Origin of the sequence: Pectobacterium atrosepticum, assembly GCF_000740965.1 — a bacterium.
Lineage (GTDB): Bacteria > Pseudomonadota > Gammaproteobacteria > Enterobacterales > Enterobacteriaceae > Pectobacterium > Pectobacterium atrosepticum.
Genome location: NZ_CP009125.1, coordinates 592,729 through 613,368 on the forward strand (window position 1 = coordinate 592,729; position 20,640 = coordinate 613,368).

22 protein-coding genes are annotated in these 20,640 nt (G+C 50.8%); 9 read left to right on the forward strand and 13 right to left on the reverse strand.

The genetic code is table 11. The annotated features are described in order from the left end of the window. The first annotated feature begins 49 nt into the window (after positions 1-49). Together ubiC and ubiA are read left to right on the forward strand one after the other, a co-directional pair. The gene (ubiC, locus tag GZ59_RS02635; protein ID WP_011092244.1) at positions 50-583 is read left to right on the forward strand and encodes a chorismate lyase; all 534 of its coding nucleotides are present in this window, start codon (positions 50-52) and stop codon (positions 581-583) included. Between the two features lie 12 nt (positions 584-595). Next, a complete protein-coding gene (gene ubiA / locus GZ59_RS02640) occupies positions 596-1,459 on the forward strand; it encodes a 4-hydroxybenzoate octaprenyltransferase (RefSeq protein WP_011092245.1) in 864 nt (287 codons plus the stop codon). Positions 1,460-1,599: 140 nt separating this feature from the next. Here the strand turns inward: ubiA and plsB are convergent, their stop codons facing one another. After that, the gene (gene plsB, locus GZ59_RS02645; protein WP_011092246.1) at positions 1,600-4,077 is read right to left on the reverse strand and encodes a glycerol-3-phosphate 1-O-acyltransferase PlsB; all 2,478 of its coding nucleotides are present in this window, start codon (positions 4,075-4,077) and stop codon (positions 1,600-1,602) included. A 129-nt stretch (positions 4,078-4,206) separates the two neighbouring features. On the opposite strand from plsB, the gene GZ59_RS02650 reads away from it, so the two are divergent. The 3 genes from GZ59_RS02650 (at position 4,207) to GZ59_RS02660 (ending at position 5,950) form a co-directional block, all read left to right on the forward strand. After that, positions 4,207-4,572 (forward strand): diacylglycerol kinase, encoded by a 366-nt coding sequence (locus GZ59_RS02650; protein WP_011092247.1) that lies wholly within the window; start codon positions 4,207-4,209, stop codon positions 4,570-4,572. Between the two features lie 110 nt (positions 4,573-4,682). Continuing rightward, entirely contained in the window at positions 4,683-5,291 is a 609-nt protein-coding gene (gene lexA, locus GZ59_RS02655; RefSeq protein WP_011092248.1) for a transcriptional repressor LexA, read from the forward strand. A 449-nt stretch (positions 5,292-5,740) separates the two neighbouring features. Continuing rightward, positions 5,741-5,950: a CsbD family protein gene (locus GZ59_RS02660; RefSeq protein ID WP_039289892.1), complete on the forward strand. Its 210-nt coding sequence runs from the start codon at positions 5,741-5,743 to the stop codon at positions 5,948-5,950. A gap of 46 nt (positions 5,951-5,996) precedes the next feature. On the opposite strand, the gene zur is transcribed toward GZ59_RS02660, so the two are convergent. Together zur and GZ59_RS02670 are read right to left on the reverse strand one after the other, a co-directional pair. Continuing rightward, positions 5,997-6,506: a zinc uptake transcriptional repressor Zur gene (zur, locus tag GZ59_RS02665; RefSeq protein WP_039289894.1), complete on the reverse strand. Its 510-nt coding sequence runs from the start codon at positions 6,504-6,506 to the stop codon at positions 5,997-5,999. 106 nt (positions 6,507-6,612) lie between these two features. Next, on the reverse strand, positions 6,613-7,311 hold the full coding sequence (locus tag GZ59_RS02670; RefSeq protein ID WP_011092251.1) for a pirin family protein: 699 nt from the start codon (positions 7,309-7,311) through the stop codon (positions 6,613-6,615). A 111-nt stretch (positions 7,312-7,422) separates the two neighbouring features. Here GZ59_RS02670 and GZ59_RS02675 point away from each other — a divergent pair, with 111 nt between their 5' ends. Beyond that, positions 7,423-8,319, forward strand: a complete 897-nt coding sequence (locus GZ59_RS02675) for a LysR family transcriptional regulator (protein WP_011092252.1) — start codon at positions 7,423-7,425, stop codon at positions 8,317-8,319. Positions 8,320-8,398: 79 nt separating this feature from the next. On the opposite strand, the gene GZ59_RS02680 is transcribed toward GZ59_RS02675, so the two are convergent. From GZ59_RS02680 to GZ59_RS02725, 10 genes are all read right to left on the reverse strand, one after another. Next, complete coding sequence (locus GZ59_RS02680; protein ID WP_039289898.1) at positions 8,399-9,394, reverse strand: glutathione S-transferase family protein; 996 nt, start codon at positions 9,392-9,394, stop codon at positions 8,399-8,401. A 120-nt stretch (positions 9,395-9,514) separates the two neighbouring features. Then, a complete protein-coding gene (locus GZ59_RS02685) occupies positions 9,515-9,910 on the reverse strand; it encodes a DoxX family protein (protein WP_039289902.1) in 396 nt (131 codons plus the stop codon). A gap of 273 nt (positions 9,911-10,183) precedes the next feature. Beyond that, a complete protein-coding gene (locus GZ59_RS02690) occupies positions 10,184-10,474 on the reverse strand; it encodes a YqjK-like family protein (protein WP_039289905.1) in 291 nt (96 codons plus the stop codon). Next, positions 10,471-10,866: a phage holin family protein gene (locus GZ59_RS02695; RefSeq protein ID WP_011092256.1), complete on the reverse strand. Its 396-nt coding sequence runs from the start codon at positions 10,864-10,866 to the stop codon at positions 10,471-10,473. Before GZ59_RS02695 ends, GZ59_RS02690 begins: the two co-directional genes overlap by 4 nt. A gap of 13 nt (positions 10,867-10,879) precedes the next feature. Continuing rightward, on the reverse strand, positions 10,880-11,185 hold the full coding sequence (locus GZ59_RS02700) for an ElaB/YgaM/YqjD family protein (RefSeq protein WP_005971326.1): 306 nt from the start codon (positions 11,183-11,185) through the stop codon (positions 10,880-10,882). Positions 11,186-11,376: 191 nt separating this feature from the next. After that, complete coding sequence (locus GZ59_RS02705) at positions 11,377-11,766, reverse strand: DUF1090 domain-containing protein (protein WP_039289910.1); 390 nt, start codon at positions 11,764-11,766, stop codon at positions 11,377-11,379. A gap of 5 nt (positions 11,767-11,771) precedes the next feature. After that, entirely contained in the window at positions 11,772-12,167 is a 396-nt protein-coding gene (gene mzrA, locus GZ59_RS02710) for an EnvZ/OmpR regulon moderator MzrA (RefSeq protein WP_039289913.1), read from the reverse strand. A 2-nt stretch (positions 12,168-12,169) separates the two neighbouring features. Next, positions 12,170-12,853, reverse strand: coding sequence for a DedA family protein (locus GZ59_RS02715; RefSeq protein WP_011092259.1), 684 nt, complete (start codon positions 12,851-12,853; stop codon positions 12,170-12,172). A gap of 453 nt (positions 12,854-13,306) precedes the next feature. Further along, positions 13,307-14,083 carry a transcriptional regulator ExuR gene (exuR, locus tag GZ59_RS02720; RefSeq protein ID WP_011092260.1) on the reverse strand — a complete coding sequence of 259 codons (777 nt, stop codon included), beginning with the start codon at positions 14,081-14,083 and terminating at the stop codon, positions 13,307-13,309. Positions 14,084-14,290: 207 nt separating this feature from the next. Further along, positions 14,291-15,592, reverse strand: a complete 1,302-nt coding sequence (locus tag GZ59_RS02725) for an MFS transporter (RefSeq protein ID WP_039289914.1) — start codon at positions 15,590-15,592, stop codon at positions 14,291-14,293. A gap of 415 nt (positions 15,593-16,007) precedes the next feature. Between GZ59_RS02725 and uxaC the strand changes: the two genes are divergently transcribed. From uxaC to GZ59_RS02740, 3 genes are all read left to right on the forward strand, one after another. Then, entirely contained in the window at positions 16,008-17,417 is a 1,410-nt protein-coding gene (uxaC, locus tag GZ59_RS02730; RefSeq protein WP_039289918.1) for a glucuronate isomerase, read from the forward strand. 208 nt (positions 17,418-17,625) lie between these two features. Next, positions 17,626-19,092 carry a tagaturonate reductase gene (locus GZ59_RS02735; RefSeq protein ID WP_039289920.1) on the forward strand — a complete coding sequence of 489 codons (1,467 nt, stop codon included), beginning with the start codon at positions 17,626-17,628 and terminating at the stop codon, positions 19,090-19,092. 19 nt (positions 19,093-19,111) lie between these two features. Continuing rightward, a complete protein-coding gene (locus GZ59_RS02740) occupies positions 19,112-20,602 on the forward strand; it encodes a UxaA family hydrolase (RefSeq protein WP_039289922.1) in 1,491 nt (496 codons plus the stop codon). Positions 20,603-20,640: the final 38 nt, after the last annotated feature.

The following is a 20,640-nucleotide window of genomic DNA, read 5'->3' on the forward strand; positions in this document are numbered from 1 at the left end:
TATTTACGAATGCTTTTATTTGCAAAGTAACCCTGTTCGGAGTAGGGAAATGTCTGACGATGCGTCAACGCTTCTGCGCACCATATCCTGGTTTACTGAACCCCCTTCGGTATTGCCTGAGCACATTGGTGACTGGCTGATGGAAACCAGTTCCATGACGCAGCGGCTTGAAAAATACTGTGCCCAACTGAGGGTCACGCTTTGTCGTGAGGGTTTCATTACGCCGCAGATGCTGGGCGAAGAGCGGGATCAACTACCGGCTGACGAACGTTACTGGCTGCGTGAAGTTGTGCTGTATGGTGACGATCGCCCCTGGCTTTTCGGCCGAACGATTGTCCCGCAACAGACGCTCGAGGGTTCTGGCGCGGCTTTGACGAAAATAGGCAATCAGCCGTTAGGTCGCTATCTGTTTGAGCAAAAATCGCTGACGCGTGATTATATTCATACCGGATGCTGCGAAGGCTTATGGGCGCGGCGTTCCCGCCTGTGTCTTTCGGGTCATCCGTTACTGTTGACTGAGCTTTTCTTACCGGAATCACCGGTTTATTACACACCTGGTGATGAAGGTTGGCAGGTAATTTGAGGAGATAAATCCTTGGAAAGAAGTGTTACAGCAGGGAAATGGCTGGCTTATTGTCGCTTGATGCGGATTGATAAACCGATAGGTTCTCTGCTACTGCTGTGGCCAACGCTATGGGCGCTGTGGTTGGCGGGAGGGGGAGCACCTGCACCGTGGACGCTCTTTGTTTTTGTCGCTGGTGTTTTCTTAATGCGTGCGGCGGGTTGCGTCATCAATGATTATGCCGATCGACATTTTGACGGCCATGTAAAACGCACGGCTTCTCGTCCGTTGCCCAGCGGTGAAGTGAGCGAGCAATCTGCTAAAATTCTGTTTGTTGTGCTGGTTTTGCTGGCGTTTGGTTTGGTGCTGACGCTGAATAAGATGACTATCTGGCTGTCCGTGGCGGGGCTGGTTCTGGCATGGGTCTATCCGTTTATGAAACGTGTGAGCCATCTGCCTCAGTTTGTGCTGGGTGCCGCATTCGGCTGGTCGATCCCCATGGCCTATGCTGCGGTGAGCGAAAGCCTGCCAGCAACCTGCTGGATGATGTTTCTGGCGTATATTTGCTGGACGGTGGCTTACGATACGCAATATGCGATGGTCGATCGTGATGACGACCTGAAGATCGGCGTGAAGTCTACGGCGATCCTGTTTGGCCGCTTTGACAATATCATCATCGGATTATTGCAGTTTAGTATGCTGGCGTTATTGCTGGCTTTAGGGAATATCACCGGGCTGGGAATTCCCTACACTATTTCGCTGCTGGTCGCTGCTGGGATGTTTATCTATCAGCAAATACTGACTGCCGGGCGTGAACGTGATGCCTGCTTTAAGGCATTCCATAATAATAAATATGCGGGTATGGCGATATTTATTGGCGTGCTGTTTGGCCTGTAGGCCAATCATCGGATACAAAAAAGCAGCGATTTATCGCTGCTTTTTTTATGACGGAATGTTCTGATGCGTTTGTCATGCTAAATGCATCCACGGTTTGATGATGGTATTTCCCCACCATCTTCCCGCGACTTTCTGCTGGGCTATCCCTGCGTTGTCTCTTCCGCCGTTTGACTACTACTTGTACTTGCTTCCATCTCAGTAGATGAGCTGGCGCTTTCAATAGTTAACCGAACCTCCGGGGTGATCAAATCACCGAGGATGTTGTAGATTGTCACGATATCGCCTTGCGCCGCTTCCGCACTGTCGGTGATATACCCTTCTGTACGTAAGGTCGCTACCAGCGTTGAGAACACCGCTTTATCAAAGAATTCCGGCGCGTTGATACCGTGCAGGACGGACAAGCGCTGTGCCATGTTTCGGCTTTCTTTCTCCAACGTCCCACGGTTGATTTCTGGATTTGCGCACAGCAACGACAGCGTAATCGCATAACGTTGCAGCGTTTCACGCACGCCTGCCGATAGCAGTTGTAGCGTACGGATACGTGGCGGGTTAATCGCCAATTGACCATCACGGCTACACAGTAATTCTTGTCGAGTCAGCTCATTCGCTAGCGTTTCCAGTACTCTTGGCAATTGCTCATTGGAATAGTGTAGGAACAGCTCGGCTTGCAGCAGCGGATAGATCAGCGTGATTTGTCGCACGACTTCGGCAAGTGTAATCCGACGATGATGGATGACGATGCTGGCGATCAGCGACGGTAATATCAACAGGTGCTGGATATTATTGCGGTAATACGTCATCAGAACAGCCTGCTCGCGCGGCAGAATGATGATGTCACCAATACTGTCCTTCTCCACTTCGAACTTGTTCATGCCCAGCGCGTGTTCCAGTAGTTCATCCGCAGTCTTCTTGGGCGCTGTAATATCTTTGTGGTAAGGAACCTGACGCAGCAGTTGCAGGTAGCAATCCAACTGTTCGTGCATTTGTTCACGTGTGAGCGAACGCTGGCGTGATGCTAATAGGGCAGTGGAACACAGGTTCATCGCGTTTGCTGCCGCAGAATTATTGATGCGCACCATGATATCCATAGAGATATCCTGCACCGTCGGTGTTAGCCAGCTTGGACGCTGCGCCTCGATGGGATCAATCGCGTCACGCCATTGCGGTACATGTTGATTCAGATAGGTTGTTAGCGGGAGCGGTTCGCCGAAGTTCACGTACCCCTGACCCAGATTACGTAGCTTACGTAAACCACGCACCATCTGCATAAAGCCTTCTTTTTCCTTCACCGCGCCGCGCAACTCTTTCGCATAGGTGCCGACTTCCATCACATGCTCGTAACCGACATAAATCGGCACCAACGTGATAGGGCGCGTGCCGCCTCTGAGCATGGCCTGAATGGTCATGGCTAGCGTGCCGGTTTTGGGATCCAGAAGACGCCCTGTACGTGAACGCCCGCCTTCCATGAAGTATTCAACCGAATAACCACGGGCAAACAGCTCGCCCAGATATTCGCGGAAAATCGTGGAATAGAGCTTGTTGCCCTTGAAGGTTCGGCGAATAAAGAACGCGCCAAGACGGCGGAAGATGGGTCCCGCCGGCCAGAAATTAAGATTGATACCTGCGGCGATGTGCGGCGGTACTAAGCCTTGATGGTACAGGACGTAGGAGAGCAGCAGGTAATCCATATGGCTGCGGTGGCAGGGCACATAGACAATGCCGTGGCCATCCTGCGCCAACTGACGAACGCGTTCGGCGTTATGGACGTTAATCCCCTGATAAAGGCGGTTCCATGTCCAGCTTAATACGCGATCAGACAGACGCACGGCCTCGTAGGAGAAGTCAGCGGCGATTTCTTCCATGAGCGCAATGGCGTTTTGCTGCGCTTTCTCATGAGAAATTTTCTTACTGCGAGCCTCATCATCTACCGCTTTCTTGATCGCTTTGGAGTCCAGCAGCTTGTTAAACAGTTCCTGACGCACCGGTAAGCGTGGGCCAACTGCTGCCAAGCGCTGGCGAGAGAAGTGCATACGCGCGACACGTGCTAGTTTGTGGGCTATGGTTTTGTCAGTGCCATGCTCGGTCGCCATATAGCGCAGCGACACTGGGCTTGAGAAGCGGACAAAACTGTCACGGCCTAGCCACAGAACGGCGAAGAATTTCTCAATGCCGTTGAGCAATCGCAGGTGTGGTGCAGCCTGAGTGTGACCTTCCCGACCAGGGGATCGCCCAAACATCACGGAAACTGGCACCATCTGTACGTCTAAATCTGGATTGGCGCGATGCAGGTCCAGATAATCGTGGAACAGCTTGACGGATTTCTGCTTGGGAACGTAATAACGGAAGACGCGCGGCCCGTCATTAATAAAGACGTGGCTAGGGAGTTCTACGCCATTGAATTCGAACGATTGCGAGGGGTCGGGTAAGCCCAATGCCAGACATTTCGCACGTAGCGTCAAGAGATCCGCCTGAGAGTTATAAGGCAGAACATAGAGTATAGGACGTGAGGGATCTAACCCCAACTCGACCACTGGATCTGCGGGAATAACTTTGCTTTTCACCAGCAGTTTCAGCGGGAGATTCAATAATTTATAGTAAATTTTACGCCAACCTGACATAACAACTTGGAGCCTCTTGTTAGCAATTCGCCGCAAGGATACCAGAAACTGCGTCGGAGATCTGTGGTGATGAGACAACGCAGGTAGGTTAAAATGCGAATTATGTAGAGTAAAAATAACGGAGGATAAATGAATAAAGCAACGGGGATGACCCGGATTATTAAAGCTACCGGTTATTCCTTTAAGGGGTTGCAGCAGGCGTGGCAGCATGAGGCCGCATTTCGTCAGGAAACCATATTGACGATTGTCGGCGTTATTATTGCGTGTTTACTGCCGGTTACGCTGGTCGAGAAACTGCTGCTGATTGGGTCTGTGGTATTGATTATGTTGTTTGAACTGGCCAACAGCGCTATTGAAGCCGTCGTCGACCGCATTGGCCTTGAACACCACGAATTATCCGGTCGGGCGAAAGATATTGGGTCGGCGGCCGTCTTTGTTGCCATCTTGTTAGCCGCTGTCGTATGGGGCAGCATCCTCTGGCAACATTTTGCCTGATGGCGCGCATAAACGAATAAAAGTCAGGGGCTTTGCCTATATCCCGATTCCCAATTGTGCGTTACCTGTATATACTCACAGCAAGACTGTATAAACAACCAGGGGGCGGAATGAAAGTATTAACAGCAAGGCAGCAGCAGGTTTATGACTTGATCCGCGATCATATTGCGCACTCCGGAATGCCGCCAACACGCGCGGAAATTGCTCAGCAGCTGGGATTTCGCTCTCCGAATGCGGCTGAAGAACATCTGAAAGCGCTGGCGCGTAAAGGCGTGATTGAAATTGTGTCGGGCGCTTCTCGTGGTATTCGTCTGTTAATGGAAGAAGAAACGGGTATTCCTCTGGTTGGCCGCGTAGCGGCTGGTGAACCTCTGCTGGCACAGGAACATATCGAATGCCGCTATCAGGTTGACCCTGCGATGTTTAAACCTAGCGCTGATTTCTTGCTGCGAGTCAGTGGTATGTCGATGAAAAATATCGGTATTATGGATGGCGATTTGCTGGCCGTACATAAAACAGAAGACGTGCGTAACGGGCAGATTGTGGTGGCACGTATTGACGATGAAGTGACAGTTAAACGACTGAAAAAACAAGGTAATACTGTGCATCTTCTCGCTGAAAATGAAGAGTTCGCTCCCATCGTTGTCGACCTGCGTCAGCAAAGTTTTTCGATAGAAGGCTTAGCGGTTGGCGTTATTCGTAACAGCGACTGGAGCTAATCGTCCGCACTGATGCACTGCTTGCCTATCTGGATCAGTGCATCATGTTCCGTGTGTTAATTCGCTAGTAATATATATTTAGTTACATTTGGCGTGTGTTTTCTACGACTCCCATTACCCCCTGTTTTTTCACTGCTTTTTTGCGGTGATTTCCCCTTTCTTTGTGCCATTCTAGTTACAGATACTTGGTTTTTTATTTTTAGTGAAATATTCGACTATAATTTCCACCAAGGTAAGCATTTTTATCTTGATTGGTCGTTTGGCGATTGATCATTAGCCACCACATTTAGGTCAGCCCAGTAATCAAGGGAGACAGTGGCGAAGAGCACCGTGGTGGCTCACATATTTATGATGCTGCTTACTGAATAATCTTATTTATCTGAAACTGACGCATAAGTCGGTAGTTACGATTTTTTTATGCGCAATGCACCTAAGGTATGGAGATTCTTATGAATAAAGACCAAGCCAGCGGTAACTGGAAACAGTTTAAAGGTAAAGCGAAAGAGCAATGGGGCAAATTAACTGATGACGATCTGACGGTCATTGAAGGTAAACGTGACCAACTGGTGGGTAGGATCCAGGAGCGTTACGGGTACGAAAAGGAAGCGGCGGAGAAAGAAGTGAAACACTGGGAAGATCACCACAAATATCACTGGTAGCAAACGCGATATCTCCCCGTAGAAAAGAAACGATAGCCTCTCAGGGCTATCGTTTTTTAATGGGAACGGTGTGGTCGTGATCGCAATGATCCGGTTGCTCGCATGTCGCCACTTCCTGACAGCCGCCACACAACCCGTGTGCTTCCACAACGCTGTGACGCAGTGTGAATCCCGATTGCTGCGCGAGGCTGCGTAGCGTTTCTTCCACACCTTCGGTTTGACGTTCCGTGACCTGTCCGCAGCGATCGCAGATGAAAAGGGCAGACGTATGGCTGTGGTCTTCGATGTGGTGACACAGCACGTAGCTGTTGTTTGATTCGACTCGATGAATGAAGCCTTGTTCCAGCAGAAAATCCAGCGCGCGATAGACGGTCGGTGGTTTAGCCTGAGGCTCAGAAACTCGCAGCAGATCCAGCAGATCATAAGCGCTGATAGCACCGGACTGCTGTGCCATAAGGCGTAAAACCTCTAACCGCTGTGGAGTTAGGCGCACAGCGCGCTGCTGACAAATCTGTTCAGCCTGGGCAAGAAGTTTGTCCTGATTGGTTGAATCCATTGTCATATCACCCTGACGCATTGAGGAACAAGGCGGATAGCTTACCACGACTGAGTAAAAACGCCGAGTGAGTGGCGTTTTCCTGCGAATACAACGGACAGAGGAACTACACGACCAGATCGATGAGCAGTGCCCGCAACGGTGATTCTGCCTGGAGCGTCAACGTCGTTTCTTCCTTGATGAAGGCTCCGTCACCACAGTGTAATGTTTCACTGTGCTGGCTGCCTTTCACTGCCATTGAACCGTGGATCAGCTGGAGGTAAGCCTGATTTCCCTGTAGGGCGATCGTGCTTTGCTCATTCGGCTGGAGATCGACATGATGGATCCAGACCTGCTGGCGCAGTTGCAGACTATCCTGCTCGCCTTCCGGTGAGGCAAGCAGCGTGTGGCTTGATGAACTCAGCCCCATGCGCTGCAGCGGGCTGTTTTCTCGGGTCTGGCAAGCATTCAGCCATAATTGCAGACGTGTCAGTGGCTTACTGGCATTGGTGTTATGTTCGCTATAGCTGACGTTCGGTTGAGTGGCGAGCAATAGCACATCTCCAGCTTTAGCCTGAATGTGGCAGCCGTTGCTGTCGCGGTATTCCGCTTCGCCCTGAAGAATAATATTCAGGATATCTACACGTGGGTAGGTTCGAGGCTGGAATGAGGCTCCCGGCGCTAACACTTCCTGATTGAGCACGCGAAGAGAAGCGTAGCCCAGTAACTGTGGGTCAAAATAGTGACCGAAAGAGAATGTATAGCGTGCCTGCAACCAGCCATAGTCGGCTTGACCGCATTGCCCTGCTGCTCTTCGTGTGATCATAATTTTTATCCCCAGAGAATTATTTATTAAACTGATAGTAATTGTGTGGACGTTGGATTGTTAGCTAGTTAATCTGGTCGGTATATTCAAAATTCCTGAATGAGTATGAAGATGGCGAGAGAACGAGCATTGACGCTGGAAGCCTTGAGGGTGATGGATGCGATCGATCGTCGTGGCAGCTTTGCCGCTGCGGCAGACGAGTTGGGTAGGGTGCCTTCGGCACTGAGCTACACCATGCAGAAACTGGAAGATGAGCTGGATGTAGTATTGTTTGATCGTTCCGGACATCGTACGAAATTCACGAATGTCGGACGAATGTTGTTGGAACGTGGACGTATCCTGCTGGAAGCCGCAGATAAACTCACCACGGATGCGGAAGCACTGGCACGTGGTTGGGAAACGCACCTGACGATTGTGACAGAAGCTCTGATTCCGACTCAGCGGATTTTCCCATTAATCGATAAACTGGCGCTTAAAGCGAATACGCAGGTATCGATCCTGACGGAAGTGCTGGCGGGCGCGTGGGAACGTCTTGAGCAAGGGCGCGCTGATATCGTGATTGCACCGGACATGCATTTTCGTGCGTCTTCCGAAATGAATACCCGCAAACTGTACACGATGAATAACGTTTATGTTGCCAGCCCAGAACACCCTATTCACCAAGAGCCAGAGCCGCTGTCGGATGCGATTCGTGTAAAATATCGTGGGATTGCCATGGCGGACACCGCGCGTGAGCGTCCAGTGCTGACTGTACAACTGCTGGATAAACAGCAGCGTCTGACGGTGAGTTCTCTAGATGATAAACGGCGTGCGCTGTTGGCTGGGCTAGGTGTCGCGACGATGCCATATCCTATGGTCGCGCAAGATATTGCCGAAGGACGTTTACTGGTGATTGGGCCAGAGCATCAGATGGAAAGCCAGATTATTATGGCGTGGCGGCGAGACAGCATGGGCGAAGCGAAATCCTGGTTCCTGCGTGAAATTCCAAAACTACTGAACCAGCCCTAAATCCTGCGCTTTCTGAGGCAAGGTGTGGAGCCACACCTTGCCTCAGCACTTCATGCTTTAAGTGTAAATCGACAAAACCTTAGTATAAATCGACAAACTTTTTATCACGTTGGTGAGGCTGGTTCAGATCTTGCTCTGGGCCCAGCGAAATCACCCCGTGCGGATTAATCGTGCCGTGGCTACGATAGTAGTGGTGACGAATATGCGCCATATCGACAGTTTCGGCGATGCCGGGCATCTGATAAATATCACGCAGAAAACCGAACAGATTGGGATAATCACTCAGGCGATATTTATCGCACTTAAAATGCGTGTGATAGACCGGATCGAAACGGATCAGCGTCGTCCACAGCCGCAGGTCGGCTTCGGTTAACTGCTCACCGGTCAGGTAGCGCTGTTTTGCCAGTATGGTTTCCAGATCGGATAACGCAGCGAAAACGGTGGTTGCAGATTCATCATAGGCTGACTGAGTCGTCGCAAAACCGGCTTTGTAAACGCCGTTGTTGACCTTGTCGTAAATCCAACTGTTCAATTCATCAATCTGAGTACGTAGTGCTTCTGGGTAGTAATCTCCCGCGATTGCACCTACGCCATCAAACGCGCTGTTCAGCATGCGGATGATATCGGCGGATTCGTTACTGACGACAGTGTGTTGCTCGGTGTCCCACAGGACGGGCACGGTTACCCGACCGCTGTAGTCTGGTTTGGCGTGCAGATAGAGTTGATAGAGGAATTCATGCTGATAGAGCGAATCACCCGTTGCGGCCTCAAAATCGGTACCGAACGTCCAGCCGTGATCGAGCATGAGTGGGTGAACCACTGAAACGGCGATGTGATCCTCTAACCCTTTCAACTGCCGCATTAGCAGCGTGCGATGTGCCCACGGGCAGGCGAGCGAAACATAGAGATGATAACGGCCAGACTGGGCGGGAAAGCCGCCTTTGCCGGTGAGGCCGGGTGCGCCATCGGGCGTTACCCAGTTGCGGAATGCAGATTCCGAGCGCTTAAAGTGACCGCCGGTAGATTTGGTTTCATACCAGGTATCGTGCCATACGCCGTCAACCAGTTGTCCCATAAATCCTCCCGTTAGTGAGTGATGATAAAACGACAGCAAGCCTTGTATGCTTGCCGTCGCTATTTTGAGTGTATTCGTTATTCGACTATTCAGTGTAGTACAGGCTGGAGAAGGCTCGTCTTACCACTTTTTGCCCAGCAGGCGGTCGATGCTGAATGCGCCTGGACCCGTTACAGCCAGCAGGAGGTAGCCACCAGCGATGGTCAGGTTTTTCAGGAACATCAGTTGGTTCATGCCTTCCGCAAAGTTAGAGTGGAAAAGCAGCGCGGTCAGCAGCGTAAAGCCCGCGGTGAACAGCGCGACGGTACGAGTCAGCAGTCCGAACAGAACCGCCAGACCACCACCCAGTTCCAGCAGAATGGTCAGTGGCAGCAGGAAGGTCGGTACGCCCATCGCCTGCATGTATTGTTGTGTGCCTGCATAGGCATCGCCCAATTTACCGTAACCTGCAACGATAAACAGAATCGGCATTAAGATACGAGCAACCAGCAGTGCAGTGCTTTCTAAATTTTTCATCATCTCTCCAATTAATTTTATTGTGGGCTATATCGCCCTGTTGTGTTTGTTATAGCAGGTGTTGTCTGAAAACTTGCCCCGCCATCAGGTTATGGGCAGATAGTATAGAGAGATGATTTGCGCTACCAGCGAGTATAATTGTTGTTTTATTTCAGAAAAATTGATGTTGGGTTAAATGTACAAGAACGCGCGGCAATGACGTGAGAGCGTTAGGCAAAAGTGAGATGAAAAGTGGCGTACAGGAAAGGTAGATAACCGATGCGATAGAATAGGTTACGTACGTTGGTCAAATGTTTTGCGGACGAGCCTGAATGTCCCCCACAGCCCGACGAGGCGGCGTCCCCAGCGAATCATACGGCTGGGGTGGCGTACGCCATAGAGCGCCACGAGGCTGGAGCCAACGATCCAATATTTACGCCACTGCATCAAGCTTTGCCAGCTGCGATCGTAACGGGCGGTGGTACCCAGCCAGTGTTTCTTACCTGCTGATAAATCCAGCCGCTGCTGCTGTATCCGGCGCAGTAGCTGGGTTTTTTCTCTGTCTCGTTGCTGACGCTGGTTCATTTGGGATCGTCCTCCAGCAGCGATCTGTCGGTCGCCAGCTCCTTACGCGTCGCTTTGAGCAAGGTAGAACGTCGTACCTTCAGGAGTGTCCATATGCCGCCTATCAACGCTAATCCAAGCAATGTGGCGGTAATACACCCCAGCGCAAAGAGACGATATTGCGGGTCAATGCCCCAGATGATCAGCGCAATCAGGCTCATAATGCCAAAAGCGGCAAAAAGTAGCGTCAGGCCGACCATGATCAGTAACTGAATTAGATTGGCTTTTTCTTCCTCTAATTCGATTACAGCCAGTCGAACGCGGCTTTCCACCATGCTGACAATAATGGAGATGATGCGCTGAGCAGAAGCCATGACCCCGCTCGCGGGGCCTTGTTGTGATTTATCCGTCATAGCCATCCGCTAATTAGCGACGAGACAGTAGGACGCCAAGCACGACACCGACTGCTGCGCCAATGCCGACACCGGTCCACGGGTTCTGACGTACATAATCGTCGGCAGATTCAACCGCTTCTTTGGTTTGCGAAGCGATGCGCTCACCGGTATCGCTCAGGCGGCTGCGAGTTTCTTTCAGCGCGCTTTCTGCCTTATTGCGCAGTTTGTCGAGTTCCGCTTTAGATTTGTCGCTGGAGGTGCTTAATACTTCTTCCAGCGTGTCCGCCAGTGATTTCAATTCGGCGCGTAGGTACTCGGAATTTTGATCTTTAGCCATATTAATAACCCTTCATGTTATAAACCTGAACGTTAACTATAGCTGAAGCTGAGATTTATGCTGCCCTAAACGGGTACGGACAATTCTGATAACTCGCTGTAAATTTTAGTGATTTGGTTTTTGAATACAAAATGAACAGTTATTGTGTGTTTTGTATGGACAATGTTTTATAGGAGCCGTGTGGTGATGGGTTATTGCGACGCGCCACTTTCCGCTGCACGTAATTCCTGCTCGGCTTCAGCTAACTTTCTTTCGCGTTTGAGGATCTTCTCTGCGTCATCCCGTTTCTGGCGACTTTCGCTCAGTTCCTGCTGCCGTTCAGCGACGTCTTTGCGTTTTTCCGCAATGGCTTCCTGACGTTTCTCTGCTAGTCCGGCATCCGTACAGTGGTTTTTTACACCATCCAACGCCTTTTCTAACCCATTGATGCGGTTCTGGTTGCCGTGCTTGTGTGCTTCATCGATTTGGCGCTGAATATCCTGTGCTTTTTGTTGACAGGTTTCCACCTGATCGGCGGTATTAGCAAGAGTATGACCGGAAAGCAGGACAGATAATGCGATAACGGATGGAGACAGTTTCATATTCGTCACCCCAGTTTTGATTGTTTTTGTGTCAGTTTCTGCTGCCAAAACGGTGTCGGGCTTGTCGCCTGCTGCGCGGTAATCGTGACTTTAGGCAGAGACAAACGGAGGACGTCTCTGGCAGCGATACTCTGTTCCGGCGAAGCAAGACGAACGATCAGGCTATCTTGCTCTGGCGTAATGCTTTTGATCGCAATCCCTTTTTCATTGAGACGCTGATACACGTAAAAGCCATCTGGCAATGCCGCACCATCATAAGGCTTGATGTGTAGCATAGCATCGTCTTGGGAGTGACGTTGCGGCTGAGACTGCGTCAATGCAATAATCGGCAAGGCAAGCAATAGCAATATGCGGCCTATTTTCCTGGGGGATAACGTGAGGGATAACCAGCGGATTGACACGGTTAGCTCCCTTTTTCTGCATTATTTGCGTTAGTGTCGCGTTTTTTACGCCAGAGTACAAAGAGCGATCCAAACAGGCCGACAAACAGCAGTACCAGTGGCAGCATCATAAGGCAGAGCATGAGTTCGTCTTCATATTTCAGGAAGATTGTCGTTTTTCCTAAAGCGAAGCCCAGCGTAACTAGAATAAATACCCACAGGAACCCGCTCATCCAGTTAAAGAACTGAAAACGTGCGTTATTCAGGCCTGACAAACCTGCAATGGTGGGTAATAGCGTTCGGACAAAAGCCAGAAAGCGGCCAACTAAAAGCGCGGACAAACCATGACGGTGGAAGAGCTGGTGGGCACGTTGGTGATAGTGTGCGGGTAAATGTGATAGCCAGCCCTGAACAATTCCCGTATTGCCAAGCCATTTCCCTTGGATATAGCTTGCCCAGCAGCCGAGGCTAGCGGCCGTCGTCAGTAGAAATATCGTAAAAGGGTAATTCATTGTGCCTTTGGCGACGAGAACGCCGACCAAAATGAGCAGGCTATCGCCGGGCAAGAAAGCGGCTGGGAGCAGGCCATTTTCCAGAAAGATAATCAGAAACAATAATATATAGATGGTCCACACCAGCTTTGGGTCGGCTAAAATATCGAAATCCTGATGCCAGAGTGCGTTTAACAGTTCTTTGATTAATTCCATCCGGTATTCCTAATACTGCTGTTGCATTTTAGCCTTGGCGACGATCACGCTTCTAGACATAACAAGAGTGAATAGTGTTATCAGGGCACAGGATTATGATTTTTTGATGATCTCTGTTTTTTCCGCCCGATAGTGGCGCTGGTGTCTGACTTGATGCTCGCTTTTCGCTGCGAACCCGATAAACAGGCAGCTTAGGGATTGTTTGGTCTTGGCAGACTTTGCATCCAAAGCGGCGGATTAAGCGTAAGAAAGACGCGTTAACTGTAACAAAATAGGTGTTGCTGAGACAGAAAAATATTACGACAACTTGGGCGGTTTAGGGGGATTTTTCGAGGAAGAGTTGGGATTTCTGCGATATTTTACACTCGCTGACAGAAATCAACGTTTTCTGACCTTTTTCCTCTGGTGCCAAAATTTCCCCCTTCGCTCAAAACGAGGGGGAAGATGCACATCTTAGGACTTGCCAGTGTGTATTTGGTCGAGATGAACGACTGGGTTTTCGGCGAACATATAGCGATCGACGTTAAACTCGAAATCATCTGTCGTAGCGCGAAACAGCATCTGTTTGGTGTTTTCCAGATGTTGCCACATTGCCAGTTTTGCAGCGTAAGGATCTTTGCGAATCAGCGCCTTAAGGATGCGGTCATGCTCTTCGCACCAGCTTTCAATGGACTTGTCGTCAATGTGCTCATGCAGTTTGCGCCAGTAGGGGTTGTGAATCCGTTGGCTCCACATTTTCTCGACGATAGTTGCCATTGCTGAATTTTGCGTTGCGAGCGCGACCTGAACGTGGAATTTGAGATCCCACTGAGAATCACGGAAGCGATCTTCCTGACGCGCATATTCCTGAATTTCCATCAGTTGGACGATGTCCTGACGGGTTACCTGCGTGGCAGCAAATTCAGCAATATTGCTTTCAATGAGTTGGCGTGCCTGAAGCAGCTCAAACGGACCAGCTGCGACGAATTCGATATCACCGCTATTAATGAACGTGTTCTTCTGCTGGTTGGAAATAACGTGGATGCCTGAACCCTTGCGGACTTCAACGTACCCTTCGACTTCCAGCATAATGATGGCTTCACGCACCACGGTGCGACTGACGTTCATTTCTTCAGCAATATAACGTTCTGCCGGTAATTTTTCGCCGACCTGATACATACCGCTTTCGATACGCTGTTTTAATTCTGCGGCTAACTGCTGGTATAGCCGTCGGGGTTCAGTGAGTGCCATGATGATGTCTACTCTCGATAGATGACGGTCCATGTGCCACGTCAGGGCCTGAGGGTCTATCTCGTTAATCTTTGAGGGATGATTTGTTATACCACTTAATAATAGCAGCAACCAATGTCGTGGTCACAGTTATTGCAGTGTGTTACTGGGGAGGTGGCTCACCCGGTAGCAGATCATACCGGATGAGCCAGGATAATGCAGGAATTATCAGTGCTCGTTGGCTTCTTTCAATGTTTCAGCCGCTGCAGCGACTTCTGAGGCGGGTTGGTTTTTCAACACTGTCCAGATCACGACCGCGCCTAATAGATCAAAGACCGCCAGTGCAGCAAACAGCGGGCTGAAGCCCATGGTATCAGCCAGTGCGCCTACAACCAGTGCAAACATAGTACTTGCCATCCAGGCAGCCATACCTGTTAAGCCGTTCGCCGTGGCGACTTCATTACGGCCAAACACATCGGATGACAGGGTAATCAGTGCGCCGGACAGCGACTGGTGCGCGAAACCACCCACACACAGCAGTGCAATGGCGACATAAGGGCTGGAGAACAGCCCGATCATCCCCGGAGCAATCATCAGTACCGCACCCATAGTGACAACCAGTTTGCGAGAAACGATCAGGTTCACTTTGAAATGCTTCTGGAACAGCATTGGCAGGTAACCACCCAAGATACAGCCGATATCGGCGAACAGCATTGGCATCCAGGCGAACATGGCGATTTCTTTCAGGTTAAAGCCGTAGGCTTTAAACATGAACAGCGGGATCCACGCGTTGAAGGTTCCCCACGCTGGCTCAGCCAGGAAACGTGGCAGCGCGATACCCCAGAATTGGCGGTTATGCAGAATCTGCCAGGCAGACATTTTCTTTGCGTTATTGGTTTGGTGCTGTGCTTCTTGCCCGCTAAGAATGTAGTCGCGCTCTTCGTCGCTGAGTTTTTTCTGATCTTTCGGGTGTTTATAGAAAATGAGCCAGCAGATGGCCCAGACCATGCTTAATGCACCGGTAATGATAAAGGCCATTTCCCAGCTGTGCGCCACAATGGCCCACACCACCAGCGGCGGAGCGATCATCGCGCCGATGGATGACCCCACGTTGAAGTAGCCGACGGCGACTGAACGCTCTTTTGCCGGGAACCACTCACTGCTGGCTTTCAGGCCAGCAGGAATCATTGCCGCTTCCGCCATGCCGACCGCACCGCGGGCGATAGCCAGACCACCCCAACTGTTTGCCAATGCGGTGCCCATGCAACAGATAGCCCACATAATGGCAAACATGGCATAGCCGATTTTTGTGCCAAGCAAATCCAGTACATAGCCGGCGATGGGCTGCATAATGGTATAACAAGCTGAGTAGGCAGCAACGATGTAAGAATACTGCTGTGTGGTGATGTGCAATTGATCTTGTAGCGTCGGTGCGGCGACAGAAATTGCATTACGCGTCAGATATCCCAGCACGGTGCCAATTGTCACCAGGCCGATCATATACCAGCGTAATCCTTTGATTTTACGCATTTAACTTTCTCTCCGAGTCAATAAAAAACACGGTGATGGCTCTTGAGTAGCGTCACGGTGTGATGTGTCTTATATGTAGTGCGACACGTTTTTTTGTTGTGCCTGGCAGGAAAACCCTTCTCTTTATGAGATAGCGATTGAATCCCTGCTTAAGGCAGCGCTACAATAATTTGTCATACAACTTTAAAAGTTGAGTGATATCACAAAACCATTATTTTTATGCGGAATAACGAATTCCTCGTTTAAACCGAGAGAGTAGGGCGGTATAACGCCTTAAATGCTGCGTTATTGTACTGCTTGTTAGATTTTTGCGATCATGACCTCACAAATCCTGTGAGATATTGCGCATAATTGGTGTGATATCTTTTAACGACCAACCCATTTGGTGCACAAGAAGCACGGTAAGGAAGAAAACATGCCCCAGTTTCTGAGTGAAGATTTTCTGTTAGATACTGAATTTGCCCGTCGCCTTTATCATGAGTATGCCGTCGACCAACCCATATTTGATTACCACTGTCATTTACCGCCTGAGCAGATCGCGGAAAACTATCGTTTCAAAAATTTGTATGACATCTGGTTGAAAGGCGATCACTACAAATGGCGGGCGATGCGTACCAACGGCGTGCCTGAGCGCTTGTGTACGGGCGATGCCAGCGATTGGGAAAAATTTGAAGCCTGGGCTGCAACCGTGCCGCACACCATCGGCAACCCGCTTTACCACTGGACACATCTGGAACTACGCCGTCCGTTCGGCGTGACTGGTACGCTGCTGTCGCCGAGCACGGCAAAAGACATCTGGGATCGTTGTAATGCCATGCTGGAACGCGATGACTTTACTGCGCGTGGCATCATGCAGCAGATGAACGTGAAAATGGTCGGTACGACAGACGATCCGATTGACGATCTGCGCCACCATAAAGCCGTTGCTCAGGATTCCAGTTTTTCTATCAAAGTGTTGCCGAGCTGGCGCCCAGATAAAGCGTTCAACATTGAGCAGGCAACCTTTAATGACTATATGGCGAAGTTGGGTGAAGTCTCCGATACCGACATTCGTCGCTTCAGCGATCTGCAAACAGCGCTGACCAAGCGTCTGGATCACTTCGCGGCGCACGGCTGTAAAGTGTCTGACCACGCGCTGGATGTGGTGATGTTTGCCGAAGCGGATGACGCAACGCTGGACAAAATTCTGGCGCGTCGCCTTGCTGGCGAAACGCTGAGCGAACATGAAGTAGCACAGTTCAAGACTGGTGTTCTGGTTTGGTTGGGGGCGGAATACGCGCGTCGCGGCTGGGTTCAGCAGTATCACATTGGCGCACTGCGCAACAATAATCTGCGTCAGTTCAAGCTGCTGGGGCCGGATGTGGGCTTCGACTCCATCAACGACCGTCCGCTAGCTCAGGAACTGTCTCGCCTGCTCAGCAAGCAGAATGAAGAAAATCTGCTGCCGAAAACCATCCTTTACTGCCTGAACCCGCGCGATAACGAAGTGCTCGGCACGATGATCGGCAACTTCCAGGGTGAAGGTATGCCGGGCAAGATGCAGTTCGGTTCCGGCTGGTGGTTCAACGATCAGAAAGATGGCATGCAACGCCAGATGACCCAGCTAGCGCAGCTTGGTTTGCTGAGCCGCTTTGTCGGTATGCTGACCGATAGCCGCAGCTTCCTGTCTTATACCCGCCATGAATATTTCCGCCGCATTCTGTGCCAGATGATTGGCCGCTGGGTGGAGGATGGCGAAGCGCCAGCCGATCTGCCGTTGCTGGGCGAAATGGTGAAAAACATCAGTTTCGATAACGCTAAAAACTATTTTGCTATCGAGCTGTAATTCCACCGCGTTGTAGGGTGTGAATTGCGCGAGAGGCGCGGTAGTAAGATTCCTAAAGGGGCTTACACCGCGGCTCTCGATTCTCGGTCTTTTGTCATCAGCACGCGTGGTTATTATACGGTGCTGGTGAATATGAATGCAGGGCAAGGATGACGGTGATTGATCGGTCGTGCCCTGAATGTGAGATTCGTCCTGAGGTAGCCTGTTAATGCAAACGTTAAATCGTCGTAACTTCCCCGGTCGTCAACATCCGGATCGTGTTATTCAGTTTGGTGAAGGCAACTTCCTTCGCGCCTTTGTTGATTGGCAACTGGATTTGCTGAATGAGCACACCGATCTGGATGCGGGTATTGTCGTTGTTCGCCCGATCGATTCCGATTTTCCGCCCGCGCTGGACACTCAGGATGGGCTTTACACCACCATTATCCGCGGCCTGAACGAGCAGGGTGAGGCAGTTCGCGAACCGCGTCTAATCCGTTCGGTAAACCGTGAAATCAACGTGTACCGCCAGTTTGATGAATATTTGGCTCTGGCGCACGATCCAAACATTCGCTTCGTTTTCTCTAATACCACCGAAGCCGGTATCAGCTATCACGCAGATGATCGCTTGAGTGATGCTCCACCCGTTAGCTTCCCGGCGAAATTAACCCGCCTGCTGTATGAGCGCTTCTGTCATTTTGACGGCGCGGCAGATAAAGGCTGGGTACTGCTGCCGTGCGAACTGATTGATTACAACGGCGTGGCGCTGAAAGAGCTGGTGCTGCGCTATGCCGCACAGTGGGAACTGACATCAACGTTTACCGCTTGGCTGAACGATCACAACACTTTCTGTTCGACGCTGGTGGACCGCATTGTCACAGGTTACCCGCGTGCCGAAGTTGAGGCGCTACAGCAGGAAATGGGCTATCAGGATACATTCTGGGATACGGCGGAACACTTCTATCTGTTCGTGATTCAGGGGCCACTGTGGCTGGCAGAAGAATTACGCCTGAACAAGCTGGATCTGAACGTGCGTATCGTTGATGACATCAAGCCATATAAAGAACGCAAAGTGGCGATTCTCAACGGTGCCCATACCGCGCTGGTGCCGGTCGCGTTCTTGGCGGGTCTGGATACCGTTGGCGAATCGATGAATGATGCCCTGATTGGCAAATTTGTGGAAAAGACCATTGCCGAAGAGATTGTGCCGGTATTGGATTTACCGCATGACGAGCTGACCTCGTTTGCTCAGGCCGTGCTAAGCCGCTTCCGCAACCCGTTCATTCAGCATCAGCTGTTGTCTATCTCGCTGAATGGCATGACCAAATTCCGCACCCGTATTCTGCCGCAGTTGCTGACTTACCGTGAGCGTCACGGTGAACTGCCAGCGCGCTTGACGTTTGCGCTGGCGGCTCTGATTGCATTCTATCGCGGCGAGCGCAGCGGTGAAGGCGATGCATTACAAACTTATCCGTTGCAGGATGACGCACACTGGCTGGAGCGTTATTCCACGCTGTGGGCGGGCGTAAAAGAAAACACCGTCAGCCTGGCTGAGTTGGTGAATGTAGTACTGCGCGATGCAGATCATTGGGAACAGGATTTAACACAAGTTCCTGGCCTAGCTGCGCAGGTGACTGAACAGTTGCAAACCATTGTTGAGCGCGGCATGCGCGCAGCTGTGGAAGGTTATTGCTAATCAGTAAGAAGGGTTATCCATGCAAAGTATTATAAAAATTCATTCTCTGGACAATGTGGCTGTCGCCCTGCGTGATGTCGAGCAAGGTGAGACGGTGTCGGTGGATAGCCATACGGTGACACTTCAGCAACCTGTCGTGCGTGGACATAAGTTCGCGCTAGAAACCATCGCACCGGGAGAAATGATTACCAAGTATGGCCTGCCGATCGGCCATGCATTGGTGTCTATTGCTCCCGGAGAACATATTCACTCCCAGAACGCGAAAACCAATCTGAGCGATCTGGATGAATATGAGTACCAGCCTGAATTTCTCGAATTACCGTCACAGATGGGCGATCGGGACGTGCAGCTTTATCGCCGCAAAAATGGCGATGTCGGTATCCGTAATGAACTGTGGATCCTGCCAACCGTCGGCTGTGTGAACGGAATTGCACGCCAGATTCAGCAGCGTTTCCTGAAAGAAACCAATGATGCTGAAGGTATCGACGGCGTTTACCTGTTTAGCCATACCTTCGGCTGTTCACAGCTCGGTCAGGATCACGAGAATACCCGCACGATGCTGCAAAACATGGTGCGTCACCCGAATGCGGGTGCGGTGTTAGTGATCGGTCTGGGCTGTGAGAACAATCAGGTTGACGCGTTCCGCAGCACATTGGGTGGTTTTGATTCTGACCGCGTCACGTTCATGGTATGTCAGCAGCAGGACGATGAGGTTGAAGCTGGTCTGGAGCGTCTGCACACGTTGTATGAAGCTATGCGCCATGACAAACGCGAGCCGGGTAAGCTGAGCGAGCTGAAGTTTGGTCTGGAATGCGGCGGTTCCGATGGGCTGTCCGGTATTACTGCCAACCCGCTGTTAGGTCGTTTCTCCGACTATCTGATCGCCAATGGCGGCACCACCGTGCTGACCGAAGTACCGGAAATGTTCGGTGCGGAACGTATTCTGATGAGCCGCTGCCGTGATGAAGCCACGTTTGAGAAAACCGTGCACATGGTTAATGACTTTAAACAGTACTTCATCGCGCACAACCAGCCGATTTATGAAAACCCATCGCCGGGTAACAAGGCGGGTGGGATCACTACGCTGGAAGAGAAATCACTAGGCTGTACGCAAAAAGCGGGTCAGAGCAAGGTGGTGGACGTGCTGAAATATGGTGAGCGCTTACACACTCCAGGGCTTAACCTGCTCAGCGCGCCGGGGAATGATGCCGTAGCAACCAGCGCGCTGGCGGGCGCGGGTTGTCATATGGTGCTGTTCAGTACCGGGCGCGGCACACCTTACGGCGGATTTGTCCCTACCGTAAAACTGGCGACCAACAGCGAGCTGGCGAAGAAGAAACCGCACTGGATTGATTTCGATGCGGGACGTCTGATCCACGACATGCCGATGGATGAACTGCTGAGTCAGTTTGTAGAACTGATTGTGGAGACTGCTGACGGTAAGCAGACGAAGAATGAAGTAAACGACTTCCGCGAATTAGCCATATTTAAGAGCGGCGTAACGTTGTAAATATTATTCATTCCAATTAAAATAAAACGGCGTTTCAT

Coding starts and splice junctions, on each gene's coding strand:
- ubiC (WP_011092244.1), top strand. CDS start 50: ATGTCTGACGATGCGTCAACGCTTCTGCGCACCATATCCTGGTTTACT.
- plsB (WP_011092246.1), bottom strand. CDS start 4,077: ATGTCAGGTTGGCGTAAAATTTACTATAAATTATTGAATCTCCCGCTG.
- GZ59_RS02650 (WP_011092247.1), top strand. CDS start 4,207: ATGAATAAAGCAACGGGGATGACCCGGATTATTAAAGCTACCGGTTAT.
- lexA (WP_011092248.1), top strand. CDS start 4,683: ATGAAAGTATTAACAGCAAGGCAGCAGCAGGTTTATGACTTGATCCGC.
- GZ59_RS02660 (WP_039289892.1), top strand. CDS start 5,741: ATGAATAAAGACCAAGCCAGCGGTAACTGGAAACAGTTTAAAGGTAAA.
- zur (WP_039289894.1), bottom strand. CDS start 6,506: ATGGATTCAACCAATCAGGACAAACTTCTTGCCCAGGCTGAACAGATT.
- GZ59_RS02670 (WP_011092251.1), bottom strand. CDS start 7,311: ATGATCACACGAAGAGCAGCAGGGCAATGCGGTCAAGCCGACTATGGC.
- GZ59_RS02675 (WP_011092252.1), top strand. CDS start 7,423: ATGGCGAGAGAACGAGCATTGACGCTGGAAGCCTTGAGGGTGATGGAT.
- GZ59_RS02680 (WP_039289898.1), bottom strand. CDS start 9,394: ATGGGACAACTGGTTGACGGCGTATGGCACGATACCTGGTATGAAACC.
- GZ59_RS02685 (WP_039289902.1), bottom strand. CDS start 9,910: ATGAAAAATTTAGAAAGCACTGCACTGCTGGTTGCTCGTATCTTAATG.
- GZ59_RS02690 (WP_039289905.1), bottom strand. CDS start 10,474: ATGAACCAGCGTCAGCAACGAGACAGAGAAAAAACCCAGCTACTGCGC.
- GZ59_RS02695 (WP_011092256.1), bottom strand. CDS start 10,866: ATGACGGATAAATCACAACAAGGCCCCGCGAGCGGGGTCATGGCTTCT.
- GZ59_RS02700 (WP_005971326.1), bottom strand. CDS start 11,185: ATGGCTAAAGATCAAAATTCCGAGTACCTACGCGCCGAATTGAAATCA.
- GZ59_RS02705 (WP_039289910.1), bottom strand. CDS start 11,766: ATGAAACTGTCTCCATCCGTTATCGCATTATCTGTCCTGCTTTCCGGT.
- GZ59_RS02715 (WP_011092259.1), bottom strand. CDS start 12,853: ATGGAATTAATCAAAGAACTGTTAAACGCACTCTGGCATCAGGATTTC.
- exuR (WP_011092260.1), bottom strand. CDS start 14,083: ATGGCACTCACTGAACCCCGACGGCTATACCAGCAGTTAGCCGCAGAA.
- GZ59_RS02725 (WP_039289914.1), bottom strand. CDS start 15,592: ATGCGTAAAATCAAAGGATTACGCTGGTATATGATCGGCCTGGTGACA.
- uxaC (WP_039289918.1), top strand. CDS start 16,008: ATGCCCCAGTTTCTGAGTGAAGATTTTCTGTTAGATACTGAATTTGCC.
- GZ59_RS02735 (WP_039289920.1), top strand. CDS start 17,626: ATGCAAACGTTAAATCGTCGTAACTTCCCCGGTCGTCAACATCCGGAT.
- GZ59_RS02740 (WP_039289922.1), top strand. CDS start 19,112: ATGCAAAGTATTATAAAAATTCATTCTCTGGACAATGTGGCTGTCGCC.